Origin of the sequence: Vibrio sp. SCSIO 43135 (genome assembly GCF_023716665.1) — a bacterium.
GTDB classification, from domain to species: Bacteria; Pseudomonadota; Gammaproteobacteria; order Enterobacterales; family Vibrionaceae; genus Vibrio; species Vibrio paucivorans.
The window spans coordinates 1,799,817-1,822,813 of the sequence record NZ_CP071859.1; the positions used below are offsets into that span (position 1 = coordinate 1,799,817).

Genomic DNA, 22,997 nt, shown 5'->3' on the forward strand with positions numbered 1-22,997 from the left:
ATCGAGCTGGTCTTTTTCATGATCGAATACAACAAGCAAATCAGGGAGGCGTCCCTTGCCCCCACTAATAATTCACTACATGTTTTCATCAATATTGTTATAGTCGTTTCCACTGCCCCCATGGTCGAGGTTATCAAAGCTAGAACTATCGTCCATGACATCTACCCCAACATTGGTGTTATCTCCGAGTGTCCAATCCCCTCCTTGCTCTTGACCATTTGATAATGTATCTGCATTGCCAGTGGCTCCATTTGATTGCATTGCATACTGCTCATCAACTTCTATAGTGACTTCTCCATGAGCGTTTGGAACCGTATTACCAATGTCATCAAGCCCTTGGAATTGAACATTACTGGTTCCCTCGAACTGTTCATCCAGAGAAATAGAAATTGGCTGAGATAAATCACCAGAGACGACATAGCTTCCATCACCTCCAGAAAGCGCGTTCTCTATACTTGCACCTTCTGGCAATCCACTCACTTCAACTTGAGCTACTCCTTCTATACCGCTAACATCTTCGGGAATAGATACATTAGCAACGTCGCCTGGAGCAACCGTCACATCAGCGGTCTCTTCAGTATCAGGTTCTGATCTGTCGACGATAATCTCGTCACTCGCAGAAGACTCTAATGAGTCAGAGCCTGCCTCATCTTGCTCTGCAACACTAGCTGCTGTTTCAGCATCAGTTGCTACTTCTATATTGAGATCATGCTGACTTGTCTCTCCATTGAGTACCGTTTCGGCACTCAATGCGAGATCACCATCGAAGCTTTCATCCGGCCAGAAAGTCCAAGAACCGTCGCTATTTTCAATGACAGTACCATCTTCACCGGTATGCTCAAGCGCTGTAACTTCTGAACCATCGGACAATCCAATCGCATCTAGAATCGTCTCTTGATCTAACACTAAAGAGCCATCTTCAGACAACGACAGGCCTTGCTCCTCCTCAGCTACGTTAATATTAAAGTGACTTCTCACGCTCTCTTGCCCATCCGTCGCGACAAAGCCAACGGTCGCTTCTCCGGAGAAACCCTCAGCAGGAGTAAACGTGTGATGCCCTTGTTGATCGGTTTCAAGCAACCCTTGCCCACCAATTAACTGCACTGACTCTATCGATAAGCTATCCCCTTGCAGATCATTCACGTTCGCTAACATATCCTGATCTGTAAAGTTAAGCGCGGCGCGATGCCCTACATCCACACTAGCGTTACCGCTAACGGATGGCGCTGTATCATTTTCCGCCTGAACCGCAACAGATGTTTGAGCGTCGATAATGTTGCCACCATCATTCACTACGTAACCGAGGTCTGCTGTACCTTCAAAACCGTCAGCTGGTGAAAATGTCCATGTTCCGTCACCATTATCAACAATTTCACCTTGGCTTCTGTCTATCAAGTGAACATGTTCGATGTCACCTTCACTTGCATTTTCAGCCATCTCTAGCAAGTCTTCAGTTGTTAAAACTACACTCTCATCAGGCTGTGTTTGGAAGTCACCTGTAGCCTCTGTTGGAGTCGCCATAGCTTGAGACTGTTCATCTCCGTAATCAGCTGTTGTTGCTGTAACTGTAATGAAGAAATTACCGGAGAAATCTTCTGGAGGCGTAAGGGCTAACGAGTCGATATTCCATTCAGTGACATCAATATATTGCCCAGGCGCAGTAATGACCACTGTATGAGTACCGTCACTCACTTCGAATCCAACAGGGAACCCAGTAATAACCAAATTGGTCAATACTTCAGAAGAATCTAAAAGATCGACATTTAATCCGAGGTGTCCTGTAGAGTCTTCAGAGAAGACCAAAGGACCTTCATGATCTGTAGTGATTACCGCACCATCAGCTACTGGGCGAACAAACACCGGCACATCAAGGCTAGTCTCAAACTCACCATCACTAACAACGACCTGCATACCCGACGTACCCGCGAAGTCGCCAGTTGGGGTAAACGTCCAAGTACCATCACCGTTATCTTCGAGGCTTCCGCCATCCTCCCCGTCAGGCATGATAATTCGTGACACAACGAGGTTGTCAGTATCAATATCACCAAACAGATCAAGCATGTCATCAGCGTTGAACGTAAATGCGCCATCCTCATGGGTAGTTAAGTGAGCGTTTCCTTCGTTAAATGGAGCGTCATTTACAGGAATAACATCGACATTGATTGAACCTTCTACGGTTTCTGTTCCATCTGATATTTCATACGCAAGGTCGATCATGCCATTGAAATCAGCTGGAGCGATAAGATGGTACATACCATCAGCTTGAGGCTGTAAAGTAGCGTTCTGAGGCTGGCGAACTGACAAGCTTTCCAAAGATAAGTCGTCCCCATCCAAATCAGAAGCATTTGCCAGAATAAACGCGGGGTCAATAACGAGAACCTGATCTTCTTCACCATTGATTTCTAAGGTAGGAGCTACTGGAGCATCATTAACAGCGACTACATCTATGCCAGCTGTCGTCTCAGAGGTCGCTCCGCCTTCGTCAGCTATAGTCACTTCTAAGCTGATTTGACCATTAAAGTTTTCTGCCGGTGTAAAGGTGTAAGTTCCATCCTCATTTGCAACAAAGTCACCATCATTTCCTGTGTAAGAAACATCAGCAACGCTGACTGCCCCTTCTACGTCGCTAGAGTTGGCGAGAAGCTGAGCCTCAGTCATCGTGATCGAACCATCTTCTTCAACACTGTAGCTGGTAGCTCCAGCTATCGGAGCATCATTCACTTCCTTAACTGTTATGCCAATACTCGCATCAGTAACCTGAGTACCATCACTCACACCATAATCTAATTGAACCTCTCCATTGAAGTTTTCATTTGGTGCAAAGCTATAAGTCCCATCACCATTGTCCGTGAATACGCCATCTGTTCCGGTGTAATTTACTGATGAAACCGTTAGCTCATCACCATCAATATCCGAAGCACCTTGTAGCAAGTCTTGGTTAGTGATGGTGATGATTCCGTCTTCATCCATCTCAAACTGATGATCTAGCGCGATAGCAACGTCATTAACCGGATTAACTGTTAAGTCGCCCGTCGCTTGAATCGTGTCGGTACCATCAGTGATATCAAACTGCATGGTGATATCGCCGTTGAAGTCCGCATCCGGCGTGATGGTGAAGCTGCCATCGTCGTTGGCTTCAACCGTTGCGTTTCCATCCACAGTTAAGTTCGATGCAGTCAGGTCATCGCCTTCAACATCACTTGAACCCGCAAGAAGCTGCTCTTGCGAAATGGTGATCGAGCCATCTTCGTTGACGGTGTACGCTTGCTCACCTTGCACTGGTGCATCGTTGATTGGCAGAACATCAATCTCTGCCGTAGTTGAAGCGGTAGCGCCCTCTTCATCGACTACCACCACATCCAAACTCACATCGCCATCGAAGTTTTGGTTTGGCGCAAAGCTAAAGGTGCCATCACCATTGTCGGTTAAGATACCGTCACTGCCTGTGTAGGTAACACTATCCAGCACGACATCACCTTCGATGTCTGAGGCGTTCGCTAGAAGCTGATCTGCACTGAACGTAAGGACTTCATCTTCATTAACGGTGTAAGCCGTTGAGCCCGCAACCGGTGGATCGTTTTCTGGTGTGACTGACACATCAATGTTGGCTTCTACCGTATCCGTACCATCAGATACTTCAAAGCTGAACTGTACATCACCATTGAAGTTTTCGTTCGGTGCAAAGCTGTAGCTGCCATCACCGTTGTCGGTTAATACACCATCAGTGTCTGTGTAGCTGATGCTTTCCACACTCAGGTTGTCACCATCAATGTCGGTTGCCCCTTCAAGCAGGTCAGCATCGGTAAAGTTTAACGTGCCATCTTCGGCGATGGTGAACGCTTGGTCTTGCGGCTGAGGCAGGTCGTTAATCGGGTTAACTGTTAAATCACCCGTCGCTTGAATCGTGTCAGTGCCATCGGTGATATCAAACTGCATGGTGATATCGCCGTTGAAGTCCGCATCTGGCGTGATGGTGAAGCTGCCATCGTCGTTGGCTTCAACCGTCGCATTGCCATCGACGGTTAGGTTCGATGCAGTCAGGTCATCGCCTTCAACATCACTTGAGTCGGCAAGAAGCTGGTCTTGTGAGATAGTAATCGAGCCGTCTTCGTTGACCGTGTAGGCTTGCTCACCTTGGACTGGTGCATCGTTGATTGGTAGGACATCGATATCAGCAGTTGTAGTTGCCGTCGCGCCTTCTTCATCGACGACCACCACATCTAAACTCACATCGCCATCGAAGTTTTGGTTCGGTGCGAAGCTGAATGTACCATCACCATTGTCGGTTAAAATACCGTCGTTACCTGAGTAGCTGACGTCTTGAAGACTCACATCGCCTTCCACATCGGACGCGTTCGCCACTAGCTGCTCAGCACTAAACGTCAGTACTTCGTCTTCGTTCACTGTGTACGAGGTCGAGCCCGCAATCGGTGGATCGTTCTCTGGTGTCACGGACACATCAATGTTCGCTTCGACCGTATCGGTACCATCAGACACTTCAAAGCTGAACTGCAAGTCACCATTGAAGTTCTCGTTTGGTGCGAAGCTGTAGCTACCATCACCGTTGTCGGTCAACACACCATCGGTACCGGTGTAGCTGATGCTTTCAACGTTGAGGTTATCACCATCAATATCGGTGGCCCCTGTTAGCAGGTCTGCATCAGTAAAGTTCAGCGTGCCATCTTCGGCGATGGTAAACGCTTGGTCTTGTGGTTGAGGCAGATCGTTAACCGGATTAACCGTTAGATCGCCCGTCGCTTGAATCGTGTCAGTGCCATCGGTGATATCAAACTGCATTGAGATATCGCCGTTAAAGTTGGCATCTGGCGTGATGGTAAAGCTGCCATCTTCGTTCGCTTCAACCGTTGCGTTTCCATCCACAGTCAGGTTCGATGCACTTAAGTCATCACCTTCGACATCACTTGAACCCGCAAGAAGCTGCTCTTGTGAAATGGTAATCGAACCATCTTCGTTAACGGTGTAAGCCTGCTCCCCTTGAACCGGTGCATCGTTGATTGGTAGAACATCAATCTCTGCGGTGGTTGAGACTGTTGCACCCTCTTCATCGACCACAACAACATCAAGACTCACATCGCCATCGAAGTTTTGGTTTGGCGCAAAGCTGAATGTGCCATCACCATTGTCGGTTAAGATACCGTCGCTACCAGTGTAAAGCACGCTATCCACCGCCACTTCACCTTCAATGTCAGATGCATTGGCTAATAGCTGCTCTGCACTGAATGTCAGCACTTCATCTTCGCTCACGGTGTACGAGGTCGAGCCCGCAACCGGTGGATCGTTCTCCGGTGTCACGGACACATCAATGTTCGCTGCAACCGTGTCGGTACCATCTGATACTTCAAAGCTGAACTGTACGTCACCATTGAAGTTCTCGTTTGGCGCGAAGCTGTAGCTGCCATCACCGTTGTCGGTCAATACGCCGTCAGTGCCGGTGTAGCTGATGCTTTCGACGCTGAGGTTATCGCCATCAATGTCGGTGGCACCGGTTAGCAGGTCAGCATCGGTAAAGTTCAGCGTACCATCTTCCGTGATGGTGAACGCTTGGTCTTGCGGTTGAGGCAGGTCATTAACCGGATTAACCGTTAAGTCACCCGTCGCTTGAATGGTGTCCGTGCCATCAGTGATATCAAACTGCATGGTGATATCGCCGTTGAAATCGGCATCTGGCGTAATGGTGAAGCTGCCATCGTCATTCGCTTCTACTGTGGCATTGCCATCCACAGTTAGGTTCGATGCGCTTAAGTCATCACCTTCGACATCACTTGAACCTGCAAGCAATTGCTCTTGCGAAATGGTAATCGAACCGTCTTCGTTAACGGTGTAAGCCTGCTCCCCTTGAACCGGTGCATCGTTAATTGACAGGACATCAATGTCGGCAGTTGTAGTCGCCGTCGCGCCTTCTTCGTCGACGACCACCACATCAAGGCTGACATCACCATCGAAGTTTTGGTTCGGCGCAAAGCTGAATGTGCCGTCACCATTGTCGGTTAAGATACCGTCACTACCTGAGTAAGAAACGCTATCCACCGCCACTTCACCTTCAATGTCAGACGCATTGGCTAGTAGCTGCTCAGCACTGAACGTTAGCACTTCATCTTCGTTCACGGTGTATGAAGTAGAGCCAGCCACCGGTGGATCGTTTTCTGGTGTCACGGATACATCAATGTTCGCTTCAACAGTATCCGTACCGTCCGATACTTCAAAGCTGAACTGCACGTCACCATTGAAATTCTCGTTTGGTGCGAAGCTGTAGCTGCCATCACCGTTGTCAGTCAATACACCGTCAGTGCCGGTGTAGCTGATGCTTTCCACACTGAGGTTATCACCATCAATGTCGGTAGCACCTTCAAGCAGGTCAGCATCGGTGAAGTTCAGCGTACCATCTTCGGCAATAGTGAACGCTTGGTCTTGTGGCTGAGGCAGGTCATTAACAGGATTAACCGTTAAATCACCCGTCGCTTGAATGGTGTCAGTGCCATCGGTGATATCAAACTGCATTGAGATATCGCCGTTGAAATCGGCATCCGGCGTGATAGTAAAGCTGCCATCATCATTGGCTTCAACTGTCGCATTGCCATCCACAGTCAGGTTCGATGCGCTTAGGTCATCGCCTTCCACATCACTTGAACCCGCAAGAAGCTGGTCTTGTGAGATAGTAATCGAGCCATCTTCGTTGACCGTGTAGGCTTGCGCACCCTGCACCGGTACATCGTTGATTGGTAGAACATCAATCTCTGCGGTGGTTGAGACCGTCGCACCCTCTTCATCCACCACAACAACATCCAGGCTAACGTCACCAACGAAGTTTTGGTTTGGTGCGAAGCTAAACGTTCCGTCGCCATTGTCAGTTAAGATACCGTCTGTGCCAGAGTAAGAAACATCGCTAACGGATACATCACCTTCAATGTCTGAGCTATTCGCAAGAAGTTGAGCATCAGAAATGGTAATTACGTTATCTTCGTCAACGCTGTAGGTTGTTGAACCAGCTACCGGTAAGTCATTAACGGCAATAACGTCTATGCCTGCGGTTGTTTCGGCCGTTGCACCATCTTCATCCATAACAGACACATCAAGGCTGATGTCGCCGTTAAAGTTTTCATTCGGCGAGAAGGTGTAAGTTCCATCACCGTTGTCAGTGAACACACCATCAGTGCCGCTGTAAGTGACATCGCTAACAAACACTTCCCCTTCAACATCTGAACTGTTCGCCAGCAGCTGTGCATCGCTCAGGGTAATGCTACCATCTTCTTCGACGCTGTAAGAAGTTGTGCCAGCAACTGGTACATCATTGATAGGCACAACTTGAACATCAATGTTCGCCGAGACCACATCTGTGCCATCGCTGACATCGTAAGTTAGGCCAACGTTACCATTGAAGTTCTCATTTGGAGCAAAGGTGTAAGTGCCATCGCCATTATCCGTGAACACACCATCAGTGCCTTCATAGTTAACAGATTCTACTGATAGGTCATCACCATCAATATCGGTTGCACCAGCCAGTAGCTGCTCATCAGTGAAGGTTAACGAGCCATCTTCATTAATGGAGTAGTCATGATCGTAGATCACAGACAGGTCGTTGACCGCGGTGACAGTCACGTCAAGCTCAGCAGGAGTCACTCCACCATTACCATCATCTACGTTGTAGCTAATGGAGAATTCACCATTGAAGTTCTCTTCTGGTGTAATGGTGTAGGTACCGTCACCATTGTCAGTGATCAGAGCGTTCTCGATTGAGATATCACCAACACTTGGTTCGTTACCATCGGTATCGCCCAAATCACCATCTTCTTCGCCGATTAGCAATTCAGAGATATCAATACCATTCTCAGCCGCGAGCGCTTCTTCTGCAGTTGGTAAATCAAATGCATTTTGACTACCTACATCTTGGCTTGGAACAATCACGCCGTTAACGATATCGAACACATGCCAGTGATCGCCTGATGGGTTATCTGGCAGCTCAGGGGTGAAGGTTTCAACTAACGTATCACCAACAAACACCTGAACTTGCACATCCTCAACACCATCTACATCCCAACTTCTGTTGGTGTAGTTGTGCACTGAATAGTGCATGTCTGCATCTTGATAGTTTGGAATGGTTATAGTTTCAGGACCATGACCATTTACATCATCCACGTCTTGTTGAACTACGTTTCCTTCACCTAGGTCGTGGCTCATATCGCGGTAGTAGATATGGTCTAGCTCATTTCCATTCTCTGTATCGTATAGCCATAGGTGGTTATCCATATCTCGTGGACTTTCACCCCAGGTAACCACGATACGCATATCTGTTTCTTCAAGCACTTCAGATATTGCGGTCACGCCACCATTCACATCTTCGCCCGCAGGAACAAGGAAGCTGCTGGTAATTGAGCCTTCTTGCTCAATCGTCACCGTACCTTGGTCTACGACTGGTCCTGTAACTGTGTAATTACCAGAGTCATCTGTGACCGTGGTGTAGCTATTACCCACACTGTCAGTCAACGTCACTTCAGCACCAGATACTGGATTACTAGTTTCAGCATCCAACACCGTACCCGTTACTGTAGTTTCATCTCCCTGCTCTCCAATAATTGCGGTCATGTCATCGTCTTCGATGTCAGTCGCGAATTGAAGCAGCTCTTCTTGAGTAATCGTGTACGAGCCATCTTCTTCAATGGTTATCGCTACATCAGCAGAGACAATTGGGGCGTCGTTTACCGGGTCAACCGTTAGTCCTAAGTTCGCTGCGATCGGTGTATCACCATCGCTAATGCTGTACGCCACATCAATGTAGCCATTGAAGTTTTCGCTTGGAGTAATTGAGAATGTGCCATTGCCATTATCGACAATGGTCGCATCGTCTCCCACCAAGGTTAGGTTAGAAGCTACAAGATCATCACCCTCAATATCTGCTGCATTCGCAAGTAACTGCTCCTGCGTGATAGTAATGGTGTTATCTTCGTCAACATTGGCATAAACATCACCGCTGGTTGGCAGGTCGTTGACAGGGTTAACCGTTAAATCGCCGGTTGCTTGAATGGTATCGGTGCCATCAGTGATATCAAACTGCATGGCGATATCGCCGTTGAAGTCTGCATCTGGCGTGATAGTAAAGCTGCCATCTTCGTTCGCTTCAACCGTTGCGTTTCCATCCACAGTTAGGTTCGATGCGCTTAGATCATCGCCTTCGACATCACTTGAACCTGCAAGAAGCTGCTCTTGCGAAATGGTAATCGAGCCATCTTCGTTGACCGTGTACGCTTGCTCACCTTGGACTGGTGCATCGTTGATTGGTAGAACATCAATATCAGCAGTTGTAATCGCGGTTGCGCCTTCTTCATCGACCACGACCACACCAAGGCTGACATCGCCATCGAAGTTTTGGTTTGGCGCAAAGCTGAATGTGCCATCACCATTATCGGTTAAGATACCGTCGTTACCTGAGTAGCTTACGTCTTGAAGACTCACATCGCCTTCTACATCGGACGCATTCGCCAATAGCTGCTCTGCACTGAAGGTCAGTACTTCGTCTTCATTCACTGTGTAAGACGTTGAGCCAGCAACTGGTGGATCATTTTCCGGAGTGACGGACACATCGATGTTGGCTTCAACCGTATCGGTACCATCGGACACTTCAAAGCTGAACTGCACGTCACCATTGAAGTTCTCGTTTGGCGCAAAGCTGTAGCTGCCATCGCCGTTGTCGGTCAACACACCATCGGTACCGGTGTAGCTGATGCTTTCAACGCTGAGGTTATCACCATCAATGTCGGTGGCACCTGTTAGCAGGTCTGCATCGGTGAAATTCAGTGTGCCATCTTCCGCGATAGTAAATGCTTGGTCTTGTGGCTGAGGCAAATCATTAACCGGATTAACCGTTAAGTCGCCCGTCGCTTGAATGGTGTCAGTGCCATCGGTGATATCAAACTGCATCGAGATATCGCCGTTGAAGTCTGCATCTGGCGTGATGGTAAAGCTACCATCTTCGCTCGCTTCGACCGTCGCATTGCCATCCACAGTTAGGTTCGATGCTGTCAGGTCATCGCCTTCGACATCATTTGAACCGGCAAGCAATTGGTCTTGCGAGATAGTAATCGAACCGTCTTCGTTAACCGTGTAAGCCTGCTCGCCTTGAACCGGTGCATCGTTGATTGGCAGTACATCGATGTCAGCAGTTGTGGTTGCCGTCGCGCCTTCTTCATCAACCACGACCACATCGAGGCTGACATCACCATCGAAGTTTTGGTTCGGTGCGAAGCTGAATGTGCCATCACCATTGTCGGTTAAGATACCGTCGTTACCTGAGTAAGTAACACTATCAACCGCTACTTCACCTTCGATATCTGAGGCATTGGCTAATAGCTGCTCTGCACTAAACATCAGTACTTCATCTTCATTCACGGTGTATGAAGTAGAGCCTGCCACCGGTGGATCGTTTTCAGGTGTTACGGACACATCAATGTTCGCTTCAACCCTGTCGGTACCATCTGATACTTCAAAGCTGAACTGCACGTCACCATTGAAGTTCTCGTTCGGCGCAAAACTGTAGCTGCCGTCACCGTTGTCAGTCAGTACGCCGTCAGTGCCGGTATAACTGATGCTTTCCACACTCAGGTTGTCACCATCAATATCGGTGGCACCTGTTAGGAGGTCTGCATCAGTGAAGTTCAGCGAGCCATCTTCGGCGATGGTAAATGTTTGGTCTTGTGGCTGAGGCAGGTCGTTAATAGGGTTAACCGTTAAGTCACCCGTAGCTTGAATGGTGTCAGTGCCATCGGTGATATCAAACTGCATGGCGATATCACCGTTAAAGTCCGCTTCTGGCGTGATGGTGAAGCTGCCATCTTCGTTGGCTTCTACTGTCGCATTGCCATCCACAGTTAGGTTCGATGCGCTTAAGTCATCACCTTCCACATCACTTGAGCCTGCTAATAGCTGCTCTTGAGAGATAGTAATCGAGCCATCTTCATTAACCGTATACGCCTGCTCACCTTGGACTGGGACATCGTTAATTGGCAGTACACCAATCTCTGCGGTAGTTGAGGCCGTTGCGCCTTCTTCATCTACAACAACTACATCAAGGCTGACATCGCCATCGAAGTTTTGGTTCGGGGCGAAGCTAAACGTGCCATCGCCGTTGTCGGTTAAGATACCGTCATTGCCGGAGTAGCTTACGTCTTGAAGACTCACATCGCCTTCTACATCAGAAGCGTTCGCCACTAGTTGTTCTGCACTGAACGTTAGCACTTCATCTTCATTAACGGTGTAAGCAGTTGAACCTGCCACAGGTGGATCGTTCTCTGGTGTCACGGATACATCAATGTTCGCTTCAACCGTGTCGGTACCATCTGACACTTCAAAGCTGAACTGAACGTCACCATTGAAGTTTTCGTTTGGTGCAAAGCTGTAGCTGCCATCACCGTTATCGGTCAGTACGCCGTCAGTACCGGTGTAGCTGATGCTTTCCACGCTGAGATTATCACCGTCAATGTCAGTGGCACCATCAAGCAGGTCTGCATCGGTGAAGTTAAGAGTGCCATCCTCAGAGATGGTAAACGCTTTATCTTCAGGTTCCGGAAGGTCGTTTACTGGTGTAACAGTCAGTTCCAAGTTGGTTGATACAATATCGTCTCCATCTGAGACATCAAACGTGAACTGTACATCACCATTAAAGTCCGCATCTGGTGTAATGGTAAAGGTACCATCGCCATTCTCAGTAATGGTGACGTTCTCATCGTCCGTCACTAGATTGAGCGCCGTCAGCTGGTCACCATCTAAATCTCTCGCATTCTCAAGCAAGTCTGCCTGCGTGATGATGATAGAGCCATCTTCTTCTACCACAGCATCAACAGGCAATGCTTCTGGTGCGTGTTCAATGTGTGTGCCCGTTGCGTTGATGTAGATAGTTTGAGAAACCGTTTCTTCATCGCCATTAGACTGTTCAGTGGACGTTGCGGTGACCACAACTTCTAACTGTTCATCAAAGTCTTCTGGTAAAGCTAACTCGACAGTTTGTTCGATGGCCGTCGTCGGAAGGACTACAGCACCACTGGAATCGACGGTGACTTCACCGCTATAGATCTGACTGTTGACTTCACCAACATCAATCGTGAAATTAAAGTCTGTAAAGTCAGCGTCACCACCGCCATAGAGATCTTCAAAGCCGTAAACTAGCTCACCGTCGTCATTAACGGTGGTACGCGTATGCTCCATTCCGTCTTGATTTAAACCTGCGCTCGAACCGCCATGGAAAACAGCATCACCAAACTGACTGCGCACCACTGTTTCTGAGCCGTCTTCGCCGACAAAAATAAGCTGAGGATCTAGTGTATCCGTCGTTGCAGGAGAACCATCACTTGCTCTGAATTCAAAGTTACCATCTTGCATTGAATCAAAGTCATTGAAGTTGAAACCATTAGGAATCAAGAACAGATTGAAACTCTCACCTTGATCAACTTGGAACGAGAAAGAATCTTCACCTGGTTGTAGATCACCGCCTCCACCAACTTGTGAGGCATTTTCGTAGACGACTTGAACATCTGAAATATTTCCGTTCTCATCTACTTTGTAGTAACCCGCTGCATTTTGGAAACCAGCAGTCTCACCTTCGAACGTGACTGTAATCTCTGTATCGTTATAACTGGTGATACCATTTTCTTGATCATTCAAGACAGATTCACTGTCATAACGGATAACTGAGCCTTCAGGTACTCCATCAACGGTCACCGTGAGCGTTTCAGATAAGTCTTGGTCAACCAGGCTAGCTGCAATATTCAGATCAACAGTGCCACCCGGCTCAGTGAGGATTGCTTGATCATCAACGTTATTACCATCACCATCGGTAATCGTTAGATTCGGCGCGTCAGCTACGGCCTCGATATGTAAATCAATAGTTTGCTCTACTTCATCCGTACCGTCACTGACCGTGAAATTAAATTGGAGATCACCGCTAAAATGTTCTTCTGGAACGAAACTAAATGTACCGTCTCCGTTGTCAGTCATGACACCTTCGTTACCTTGATAATCAATTTCAGTAACGGTGAGGGCATCACCATCAATATCGATAGCACCACTTAGCAAGTCTTCTTGCGTGAATAGCACCGAGCCATCTTCTTCAATGCTGTACATCGCAGGAGCAACAATTGGCGCATCGTTAACAGGATTTACAGTTAAGGTAAGGTCGTTTGTCGTACTCAATTCACCATCGGTTACTTCATAAGTAAATTGAATGTCACCATTGAAGTTTTCTGAAGGAGTGACTGTATAGGTGCCATCGCCGTTATCAGTAATCTGAGCATTTGGATCGTTAGTCTCAAGACCTACCGCGGTCAGTACATCACCATCTTGGTCGGTGGCATTCTCCAGCAACATTTCTTGCGTCACCAGAATACTACCGTCCTCATCAACATCCGCGACAATTGAATCAGCTTCCGGCGCATCATTTACGAACTCTACCGAAAGGTCGATATTGGCACTCACCACATCAGTGCCGTCACTCACATCGAATGTTAAATCTGCATTGCCAAAGAAGCCGTTTTCTGGCGTTAGCGTGTATGTACCATCACCGTTGTCTTGAACGGATACCGAATCACTGCCACTTGTTACGTTAACCACTGAAAGCTCATCACCCTCAATATCTGTCGCTTGAGCGAGCAACTGGTCTTCAGTTATCGTCACCGAAGTGCCATCTTCAGTACTAAACACAAGGTCTGGAACTTCAGGTGCATCATTGATTGGATTAACAGTAAGGTTAAGGTCAGCAGCAATAGTCTCAATGTCATCGGTTACATCATAAGTAAACTCGATCTCACCAAAGAAATTGTCACTTGGCGTTATGGTGAAGCTACCATCAGAGTTTTCAACAATTGACGCATTAGGGTCATTAGTTTGCAAGTTGGTTGCAGTGAGGTTATCTCCATCTGCATCCGTTGCATTTGCTAACAAGTCTTCTTGCGTGATGGTGATACTGCCATCTTCGTCAACTACAGCATCAACTGGGCCACTAACTTCAGGTCCTTCATTAACAATTTCTACATCGATTCTAGCTGTGCTAGGAGCACTTGCTAAGCCATCACTGATATCAAATGTTAAGTTAACTTCACCGTAGAAGTTAGATGATGGTTCAAATGTAAAGGTGTTATCGCCGTTGTCCGTTAATGTACCTTGACCCTGGTCGACAAGAAGCAGGTTTTCGATGTGAAGGATATCTCCATCAACATCAGTCGCACCCGCCAACAGATCTTTCGCTTCAATGGTAATCGAGCCATTTTCTAGCATCTGTGTATGTAACGGAGCCCCCGGCACTGGAACGTCATTGACAGGAATAACAGTCAAATCTAGGAGCGTATCGACAGCGTCTTGCCCATCAAACACTTTGTAGTCGATGTCCACTTCACCATTGAAGTTTTCGTTTGGCACGAAAGTAAAGCTACCATCGCCATTATCGATCAGCTCACCATTAGGACCATCGTAGTTAATATCAATGATGGATAACTCATCCCCTTCAACATCAGTCGAGTTCGCCAGAAGCTCATCAGCAGTGAACGTAATGCTGTTGTCTTCCTCGGTAGAAAGCACAATTGGCCCAGAGACAATTGGTTCATCATTGACTGACTCAAAGTGAATATTGATGATATTGCTATCTGCTAATTCGCCATCTGTTACGTTATAGCCGAGCTCTACTTCACCGTGGAAGTTTTCATTTGGAACAACTGTCCATGTACCATCACCATTATCGACCAGCGTTGCATTGTCCGCACTTTCACCAACTAACTCGAGCCCTTCTATGTCTAAAATATCACTGTCAATATCTGACGCCTGAGCGAGAAGCTGCTCCTCAGTGATGATGACTGATGCAAACTGTGTTGCGCCATCAGTATCGACTTCTACGTTTGGTAACTCAGCCGTTAGGTCGATCTCTGAATCACCTTCACGAATATTCAGCGATACTGTTTCGGTGATCTCAGTTCCATCCACACCTATTGATGTAAACACAGCTTCATCTGGGCAGGTTTGCGATACCGTCATGTTTTGCACGACATAAGTACCGTTCCCTTGAATTGTACCAAGTTCAAAATAGGAAACTGGTTCATCAACCGTTAACGTATAGTCCGTTTCGAAACTGTTTCTATCTTCTTTGTGATAGGTCAGAGAGTCGATCATCTCACCTTCAGAATTAAATGCTCGAATCTCTACTTCGGTAAAGTGACGGGACTCTTCCATAAACCAGCCACCAAGGCCATCTAAATGGAAACTGATTTCGTTAATATCTTGCCCTTCAACGGTAACGGTAAGTTTCTCGTCACCACTTAGTCCTTGCCGGTCAGTATCACCAATGCCATGCCCAATGTGCGTATTGCCGTTCCAAGCACCAAGTGGGTCGTCATTACTTTGCACTGTAACTGTTAAGTCACCATCAATGAATTGACGAGTATAAGGATCAACTTCATCCCCCCAATCGTCGACACTCGCATTGTCATCAAACGTACCAATTTTCGTTGTATGAGTACCGTTTTCGACCGCGTCCTGATCTGCAACAAATCGTACTTCCGTATCAGCTGGAATCTCTACACCAACATCCAAATCAATCCATTCATCATTCAGATGCGCTTGAACGATACCGTTCTCTGGCGCCTGATCTAAACGAATCACTGGGTCTTCACGTAGAGTTACACCAACAGTCTGGTCTTCTTGTGCTTGAATATGGATTTCATCGCCTGCGTCTGGTGCATCATTGACAGGATTAACCGTCAAATCGAGAGTGGTGACAACGTCACTCTCACCATCACTGACATTGTAGGTAAAATCTAACTCGCCATTGAAGTTCTCCGAGTGCGTAATCGTAAATGAGCCATCCTCATTTGATACAATCGTTGCATCTGGATCATTGGTTTGCAGGTTACTCGCAACAAGGTTATCACCCTCAACATCTGTTGCATTGGCTAACAGCTGCTCTTGGCTAATCGTAATCGCATTATCTTCATCAACTTCTGCAGTAATTCCTGACGTCACAGGTGCATCGTTGACCGGCAGTACTTCAATTCCGGCTGTGGTCGATGCGGTTGCCCCTTCGCTATCAATAATGTTTACGTCTAGGCTGACATTACCATTAAAGTCTTGGTTTGGTACGAAAGTAAATGTTCCATCACCATTGTCTGTGAATGCGCCATCAGAACCCGAGTAACTTACCTCTTGAATGCTCACATCACTTTCAATATCCGATGAATTGGCAAGCAACTGTTCCGAAGTAATTGTGATTGAATTGTCTTCATTGACCGTGTAAGACGTCGAGCCCGCCACCGGTGGATCGTTCTCCGGTGTCACGGACACATCAATGTTGGCTTCAACCGTATCGGTACCGTCCGACACTTCAAAGCTGAACTGAACATCACCGTTGAAGTTCTCATTTGGTGCAAAGCTGTAGCTGCCGTCACCGTTATCGGTCAGTACGCCGTCAGTACCGGTGTAGCTGATGCTTTCCACGCTTAGATTATCACCGTCAATATCAGTGGCACCATCAAGCAGGTCTGCATCGGTGAAGTTAAGAGTTCCATCTTCGGCGATGGTGAACGCTTGGTCTTGTGGCTGAGGCAGGTCATTAATAGGGTTAACCGTTAAATCACCCGTCGCTTGAATCGTATCCGTGCCATCGGTGATATCAAACTGCATGGTGATATCGCCGTTGAAGTCCGCATCTGGTGTAATGGTGAAGCTGCCATCATCATTAGCTTCCACCGTCGCATTGCCATCGACGGTTAGGTTCGATGCAGTCAGGTCATCGCCTTCAACATCACTTGAGCCGGCAAGAAGCTGGTCTTGTGAGATAGTAATCGAGCCATCTTCGTTAACCGTGTACGCTTGCTCTCCTTGAACTGGCGCATCGTTGATTGGTAGAACATCAATCTCTGCGGTTGTAGTCGCAGTCGCACCTTCTTCATCGACCACAACAACATCCAGACTCACATCGCCATCGAAGTTTTGGTTTGGCGCGAAGCTAAAGGTGCCGTCACCATTGTCGGTTAAGATACCGTCACTGCCAGTGTAAAGCACGCTATCCACCGCCACTTCACCCTCGATATCTGATGCATTGGCTAGTAGCTGCTCTGCACTGAATGTCAGTACTTCATCTTCATTGACTGTGTAAGATGTTGAGCCCGCCACCGGTGGATCGTTTTCTGGTGTTACGGACACATCAATGTTCGCTGCCACCGTCTCGGTGCCGTCGGACACTTCAAAGCTGAACTGTACGTCACCATTGAAGTTCTCGTTTGGCGCGAAGCTGTAGCTGCCATCGCCGTTGTCGGTCAGTACCCCATCCGTGCCGGTGTAGCTGATGCTTTCCACGCTGAGGTTGTCACCATCAATGTCGGTAGCACCGGTTAGCAGGTCTGCATCGGTGAAGTTGAGCGTACCATCTTCGGCAATCGTAAACGCTTGGTCTTGTGGCTGAGGCAAATCGTTAACTGGATTAACCGTTAAATCACCCGTCGCTTGAATCGTGTCGGTACCATCGGTGATATCAAACTGCATCGAGATATCGCCGTTGAAGTCCGCATCTGGCGTAATGGTGAAGCTGCCATCATCATTAGCTTCCACCGTCGCATTGCCATCGACGGTTAGGTTCGATGCAGTCAGGTCATCGCCTTCCACATCACTTGAGCCCGCAAGAAGCTGGTCTTGTGAAATGGTGATCGAACCATCTTCGTTGACCGTGTAGGCTTGCTCACCTTGGACTGGTGCATCATTGATTGGCAGAACGTCGATATCGGCTGTTGTTATCGCGGTCGCACCTTCTTCATCGACCACAACGACATCGAGGCTGACATCGCCATCGAAGTTTTGGTTTGGTGCAAAACTAAACGTACCATCCCCATTGTCGGTTAAGATACCGTCGTTGCCTGAGTAAGTAACACTATCAACAGCCACTTCACCTTCAATATCAGATGCGTTCGCTAGAAGCTGCTCTGCACTGAACGTTAGCACTTCATCTTCATTTACTGTGTAAGACGTTAAGCCCGCCACCGGTGGATCGTTCTCTGGTGTCACGGACACATCGATGTTCGCTGCCACCGTCTCGGTGCCATCGGACACTTCAAAGCTGAACTGTACATCACCATTGAAGTTCTCGTTTGGCGCAAAACTGTAGCTGCCGTCGCCGTTGTCGGTCAGTACCCCATCCGTGCCGGTATAGCTGATGCTTTCAACGCTGAGGTTGTCGCCATCAATGTCGGTTGCCCCTTCAAGCAGGTCAGCATCGGTGAAGTTGAGCGTGCCATCTTCGGCAATGGTGAACACTTGGTCTTGTGGCTGAGGCAAATCGTTAACTGGATTAACCGTTAAATCGCCCGTCGCTTGAATGGTGTCGGTACCATCAGTGATATCAAACTGCATAGTGATATCGCCGTTGAAGTCCGCATCCGGCGTGATAGTGAAGCTGCCATCTTCGTTGGCTTCTACCGTCGCATTACCATCCACAGTTAGGTTCGATGCGGTCAGGTCATCGCCTTCGACATCACTTGAACCGGCAAGTAATTGGTCTTGCGAAATGGTAATCGAACCGTCTTCGTTAACGGTGTAAGCCTGCTCACCTTGAACTGGTGCATCGTTGATTGGTAAGACATCAATCTCTGCGATTGTAGAGACCGTTGCACCTTCTTCATCGACCACAACGACATCAAGGCTGACATCGCCATTGAAGTTTTGGTTCGGCGCGAAGCTAAAGGTGCCATCACCGTTGTCAGTTAAGATACCGTCGTTACCAGTGTAAAGCACGCTATCCACCGCCACTTCACCTTCGATATCAGATGCGTTAGCCAATAGCTGCTCTGCACTGAAGGTCAGCACTTCATCTTCGTTGACGGTGTATGAGGTTGAGCCAGCCACCGGTGGATCGTTTTCTGGTGTCACGGACACATCAATGTTGGCTTCCACCGTGTCGGTACCATCTGACACTTCAAAGCTGAACTGTACATCACCATTGAAGTTCTCGTTTGGCGCAAAACTGTAGCTGCCGTCGCCGTTGTCGGTCAGTACACCGTCAGTGCCGGTATAGCTGATGCTTTCAACGCTGAGGTTGTCGCCATCAATGTCGGTTGCCCCTTCAAGCAGGTCAGCATCGGTAAAGTTTAGCGTGCCATCTTCGGCAATGGTGAACACTTGGTCTTGTGGCTGAGGCAAATCGTTAACTGGATTAACCGTTAAATCGCCCGTCGCTTGAATGGTGTCGGTACCATCAGTGATATCAAACTGCATAGTGATATCGCCGTTGAAGTCCGCATCCGGCGTGATAGTGAAGCTGCCATCTTCGTTGGCTTCTACCGTCGCATTACCATCCACAGTTAGGTTCGATGCGGTCAGGTCATCGCCTTCGACATCACTTGAACCGGCAAGTAATTGGTCTTGCGAAATGGTAATCGAACCGTCTTCGTTAACGGTGTAAGCCTGCTCACCTTGAACTGGTGCATCGTTGATTGGTAAGACATCAATCTCTGCGATTGTAGAGACCGTTGCACCTTCTTCATCGACCACAACGACATCAAGGCTGACATCGCCATTGAAGTTTTGGTTCGGCGCGAAGCTAAAGGTGCCATCACCGTTGTCAGTTAAGATACCGTCGCTACCCGTGTAAAGCACGCTATCCACCGCCACTTCACCTTCGATATCAGATGCGTTAGCCAATAGCTGCTCTGCACTGAAGGTCAGCACTTCATCTTCGTTGACGGTGTATGAGGTTGAGCCAGCCACCGGTGGATCGTTTTCTGGTGTCACGGACACATCAATGTTGGCTTCCACCGTGTCGGTACCATCTGACACTTCAAAGCTGAACTGTACATCACCATTGAAGTTCTCGTTTGGTGCGAAGCTGTAGCTGCCGTCGCCGTTGTCGGTCAATACGCCGTCAGTGCCGGTGTAGCTGACGCTTTCAACGCTGAGGTTGTCACCATCAATGTCGGTGGCTCCGGTTAGTAGGTCTGCATCGGTGAAGTTCAGCGTACCATCTTCGGCAATGGTAAACGCTTGGTCCTGTGGCTGAGGTAGATCGTTAACTGGATTAACCGTTAAGTCACCCGTCGCTTGAATCGTGTCGGTGCCATCGGTGATATCAAACTGCATGGTGATATCGCCGTTGAAGTCCGCATCTGGCGTAATGGTGAAGCTGCCATCTTCGTTCGCTCCTACTGTCGCATTGCCATCAACCGTCAGATTCGATGCAGTCAGGTCATCGCCTTCAACATCACTTGAACCCGCAAGAAGCTGGTCTTGTGAGATGGTGATCGAGCCATCTTCGTTGACCGTGTAGGCTTGCTCACCTTGCACCGGTGCATCGTTGATTGGTAAGACATCAATCTCTGCGGTGGTTGAGACCGTTGCGCCCTCTTCATCAATCACAACGACATCTAGGCTGACATCGCCATCGAAGTTTTGGTTCGGCGCAAAGCTGAATGTGCCGTCACCATTGTCGGTTAAGATACCGTCGCTACCCGTGTAAAGCACGCTATCCACCGCCACTTCACCTTCAATGTCAGACGCATTCGCTAATAGCTGCTCTGCACTGAATGTCAGTACTTCATCTTCGTTGACGGTGTACGAGGTCGAGCCTGCCACCGGTGGATCGTTCTCTGGTGTCACGGACACATCAATGTTCGCTTCGACTGTGTCGGTACCATCTGACACTTCAAAGCTGAACTGCACATCCCCATTGAAGTTCTCGTTTGGCGCAAAGCTGTAGCTGCCGTCACCGTTGTCAGTCAGTACACCATCGGTGCCGGTGTAGCTGATGCTTTCCACGCTGAGGTTATCACCGTCAATATCGGTAGCACCGGTTAGCAGGTCAGCATCGGTGAAATTCAGCGTGCCATCTTCGGCAATCGTGAACGCTTGGTCTTGTGGCTGAGGTAGATCGTTAACTGGATTAACCGTTAAGTCGCCTGTCGCTTGAATCGTGTCCGTGCCATCGGTGATATCAAACTGCATAGTGATATCGCCGTTGAAGTCCGCATCTGGCGTAATGGTGAAGCTGCCATCATCATTAGCTTCCACCGTCGCATTGCCATCGACGGTTAGGTTCGATGCAGTCAGGTCATCGCCTTCAACATCACTTGAGTCGGCAAGAAGCTGGTCTTGTGAGATAGTAATCGAGCCGTCTTCGTTGACCGTGTAGGCTTGCTCACCTTGGACTGGTGCATCGTTGATTGGTAGGACATCGATATCAGCAGTTGTAGTTGCCGTCGCGCCTTCTTCATCGACGACCACCACATCAAGGCTGACATCGCCATCGAAGTTTTGGTTTGGCGCGAAGCTAAAGGTGCCGTCGCCGTTGTCGGTTAAGATACCGTCGTTACCTGTGTAGGTCACGCTATCTACTGCAACATCACCTTCAATGTCTGAGGCATTCGCTAATAGCTGCTCAGCACTGAACGTCAGTACTTCATCTTCGTTTACGGTGTAAGCCGTTGAGCCCGCCACCGGTGGATCGTTCTCTGGTGTCACGGACACATCAATGTTGGCAGCCACCGTGTCGGTGCCGTCGGACACTTCAAAGCTGAACTGCACATCCCCATTGAAGTTCTCGTTTGGCGCGAAGCTGTAGCTGCCGTCGCCGTTGTCAGTCAGTACCCCATCAGTGCCGGTGTAGCTGATGCTTTCTACACTGAGGTTATCACCGTCAATGTCGGTAGCACCGGTTAGGAGGTTTGCATCGGTGAAGTTCAGTGTGCCGTCTTCGGCGATGGTGAACGCTTGGTCTTGCGGCTCAGGTCCATCATTTACCGGATTTACCGTTAAATTTAGTGACGTTGGCGTAATATCCTGACCATCTGAAACATCATAAGAAAACTCAATTTCGCCATTGAAGTCCTGGGATGGCGTGATAGTAAAGCTGCCATCATCGTTAGCTAAAATCGTGGCATTAGGGTCATTAGTTGTAAGGTTTTGGGCTGTAAGGTCATCACCTTCGACATCACTTGCATTAGCTAAAAGTTGCTCTTGGGTAATCGTAATTGAATTATCTTCATCAACCGTTGCTGTAATGCCCGCAGATACTTCCGCAGCGTCGTTGACATCTTCTACGTTGATTTCAAATGTTTCTGAAACCGTTTCTGTATCAAAGTCTTCTTCGTTCTCGGTCGCGCCCTCTTCCTCAACGTTAACTTCAAATGTTTCACTTACAGTGGCAGTATCAGGTTCTGAAGTATCACCAACACTCGTAGCATCGGAAGATGCGCTAGAACCACCACCAGAGCCACCTGCTCCGGCAGACACTACGGAATCAGGTGACGAGCTTTCGCCAGATTGACTTGGCCCACCCGACCCATCGTCTGTCGCTCCGCCAACATTTTGAGAACTAGGAGCAGACGATGAAGGAGCCCCATCTGATGCAGCTTCTCCAGTCGCTTGGCTGTCCACAACTTTAGACTCATTGCCTTCAGACTCTTCAGCACCAGCTGAGGCTTCTTGAACCGGCGCCGCAGCACCGCTAGAGTCATCGCCACCGCTCGAACCCGCCCCACTTGGGTTGTCTTCTAAAGCCTGGTTAATTTCATCAGCTAGGTCTGCATTCTCTACCCCGGTCGCAGTCACCGAGGCAGCTGTATTTTGTTGGTTTTGTCTTTCCTGAGCCGAATTTGATTCTGTTGACGAATCTGAAGTGGTTACATTTTCAACCGCATCATTTAGGTTTTTCTCGTTTCCATTTGAGTTTTGATTATTATTTTCCATTTACCTAGCCCTATTCAACGAATGGATGTGAAACTAAATGTATAACTGACTTGTATTAATGAAGTACAATCTTGAGAGTTCTTCAAGGTGAAAACGTCTGAAAGTAATAATTTTTTGTCAATTTGCTGCAGTCATATGAATAGGGAAAAAGGGGAGTTTTTTACCCGGCTAGCATCAGCTCTTTAATCAAACTGTACTTTCTTTCTCAAAGCCTAAGACTTCACAAAACATGATGTTACGTATTGCATATCCAGATATGCATCTATAATGATATTCGTTGG

General features: G+C 48.1%; 1 protein-coding gene. It reads right to left on the reverse strand.

Annotated elements, in window-relative coordinates; translation table 11 throughout:
- Window positions 1-75: 75 nt before the first annotated feature.
- Entirely contained in the window at window positions 76-22,716 is a 22,641-nt protein-coding gene (locus J4N42_RS08070; RefSeq protein ID WP_252027344.1) for a tandem-95 repeat protein, read from the reverse strand.
- Window positions 22,717-22,997: the final 281 nt, after the last annotated feature.

Coding starts and splice junctions, on each gene's coding strand:
- J4N42_RS08070 (WP_252027344.1), bottom strand. CDS start 22,716: ATGGAAAATAATAATCAAAACTCAAATGGAAACGAGAAAAACCTAAAT.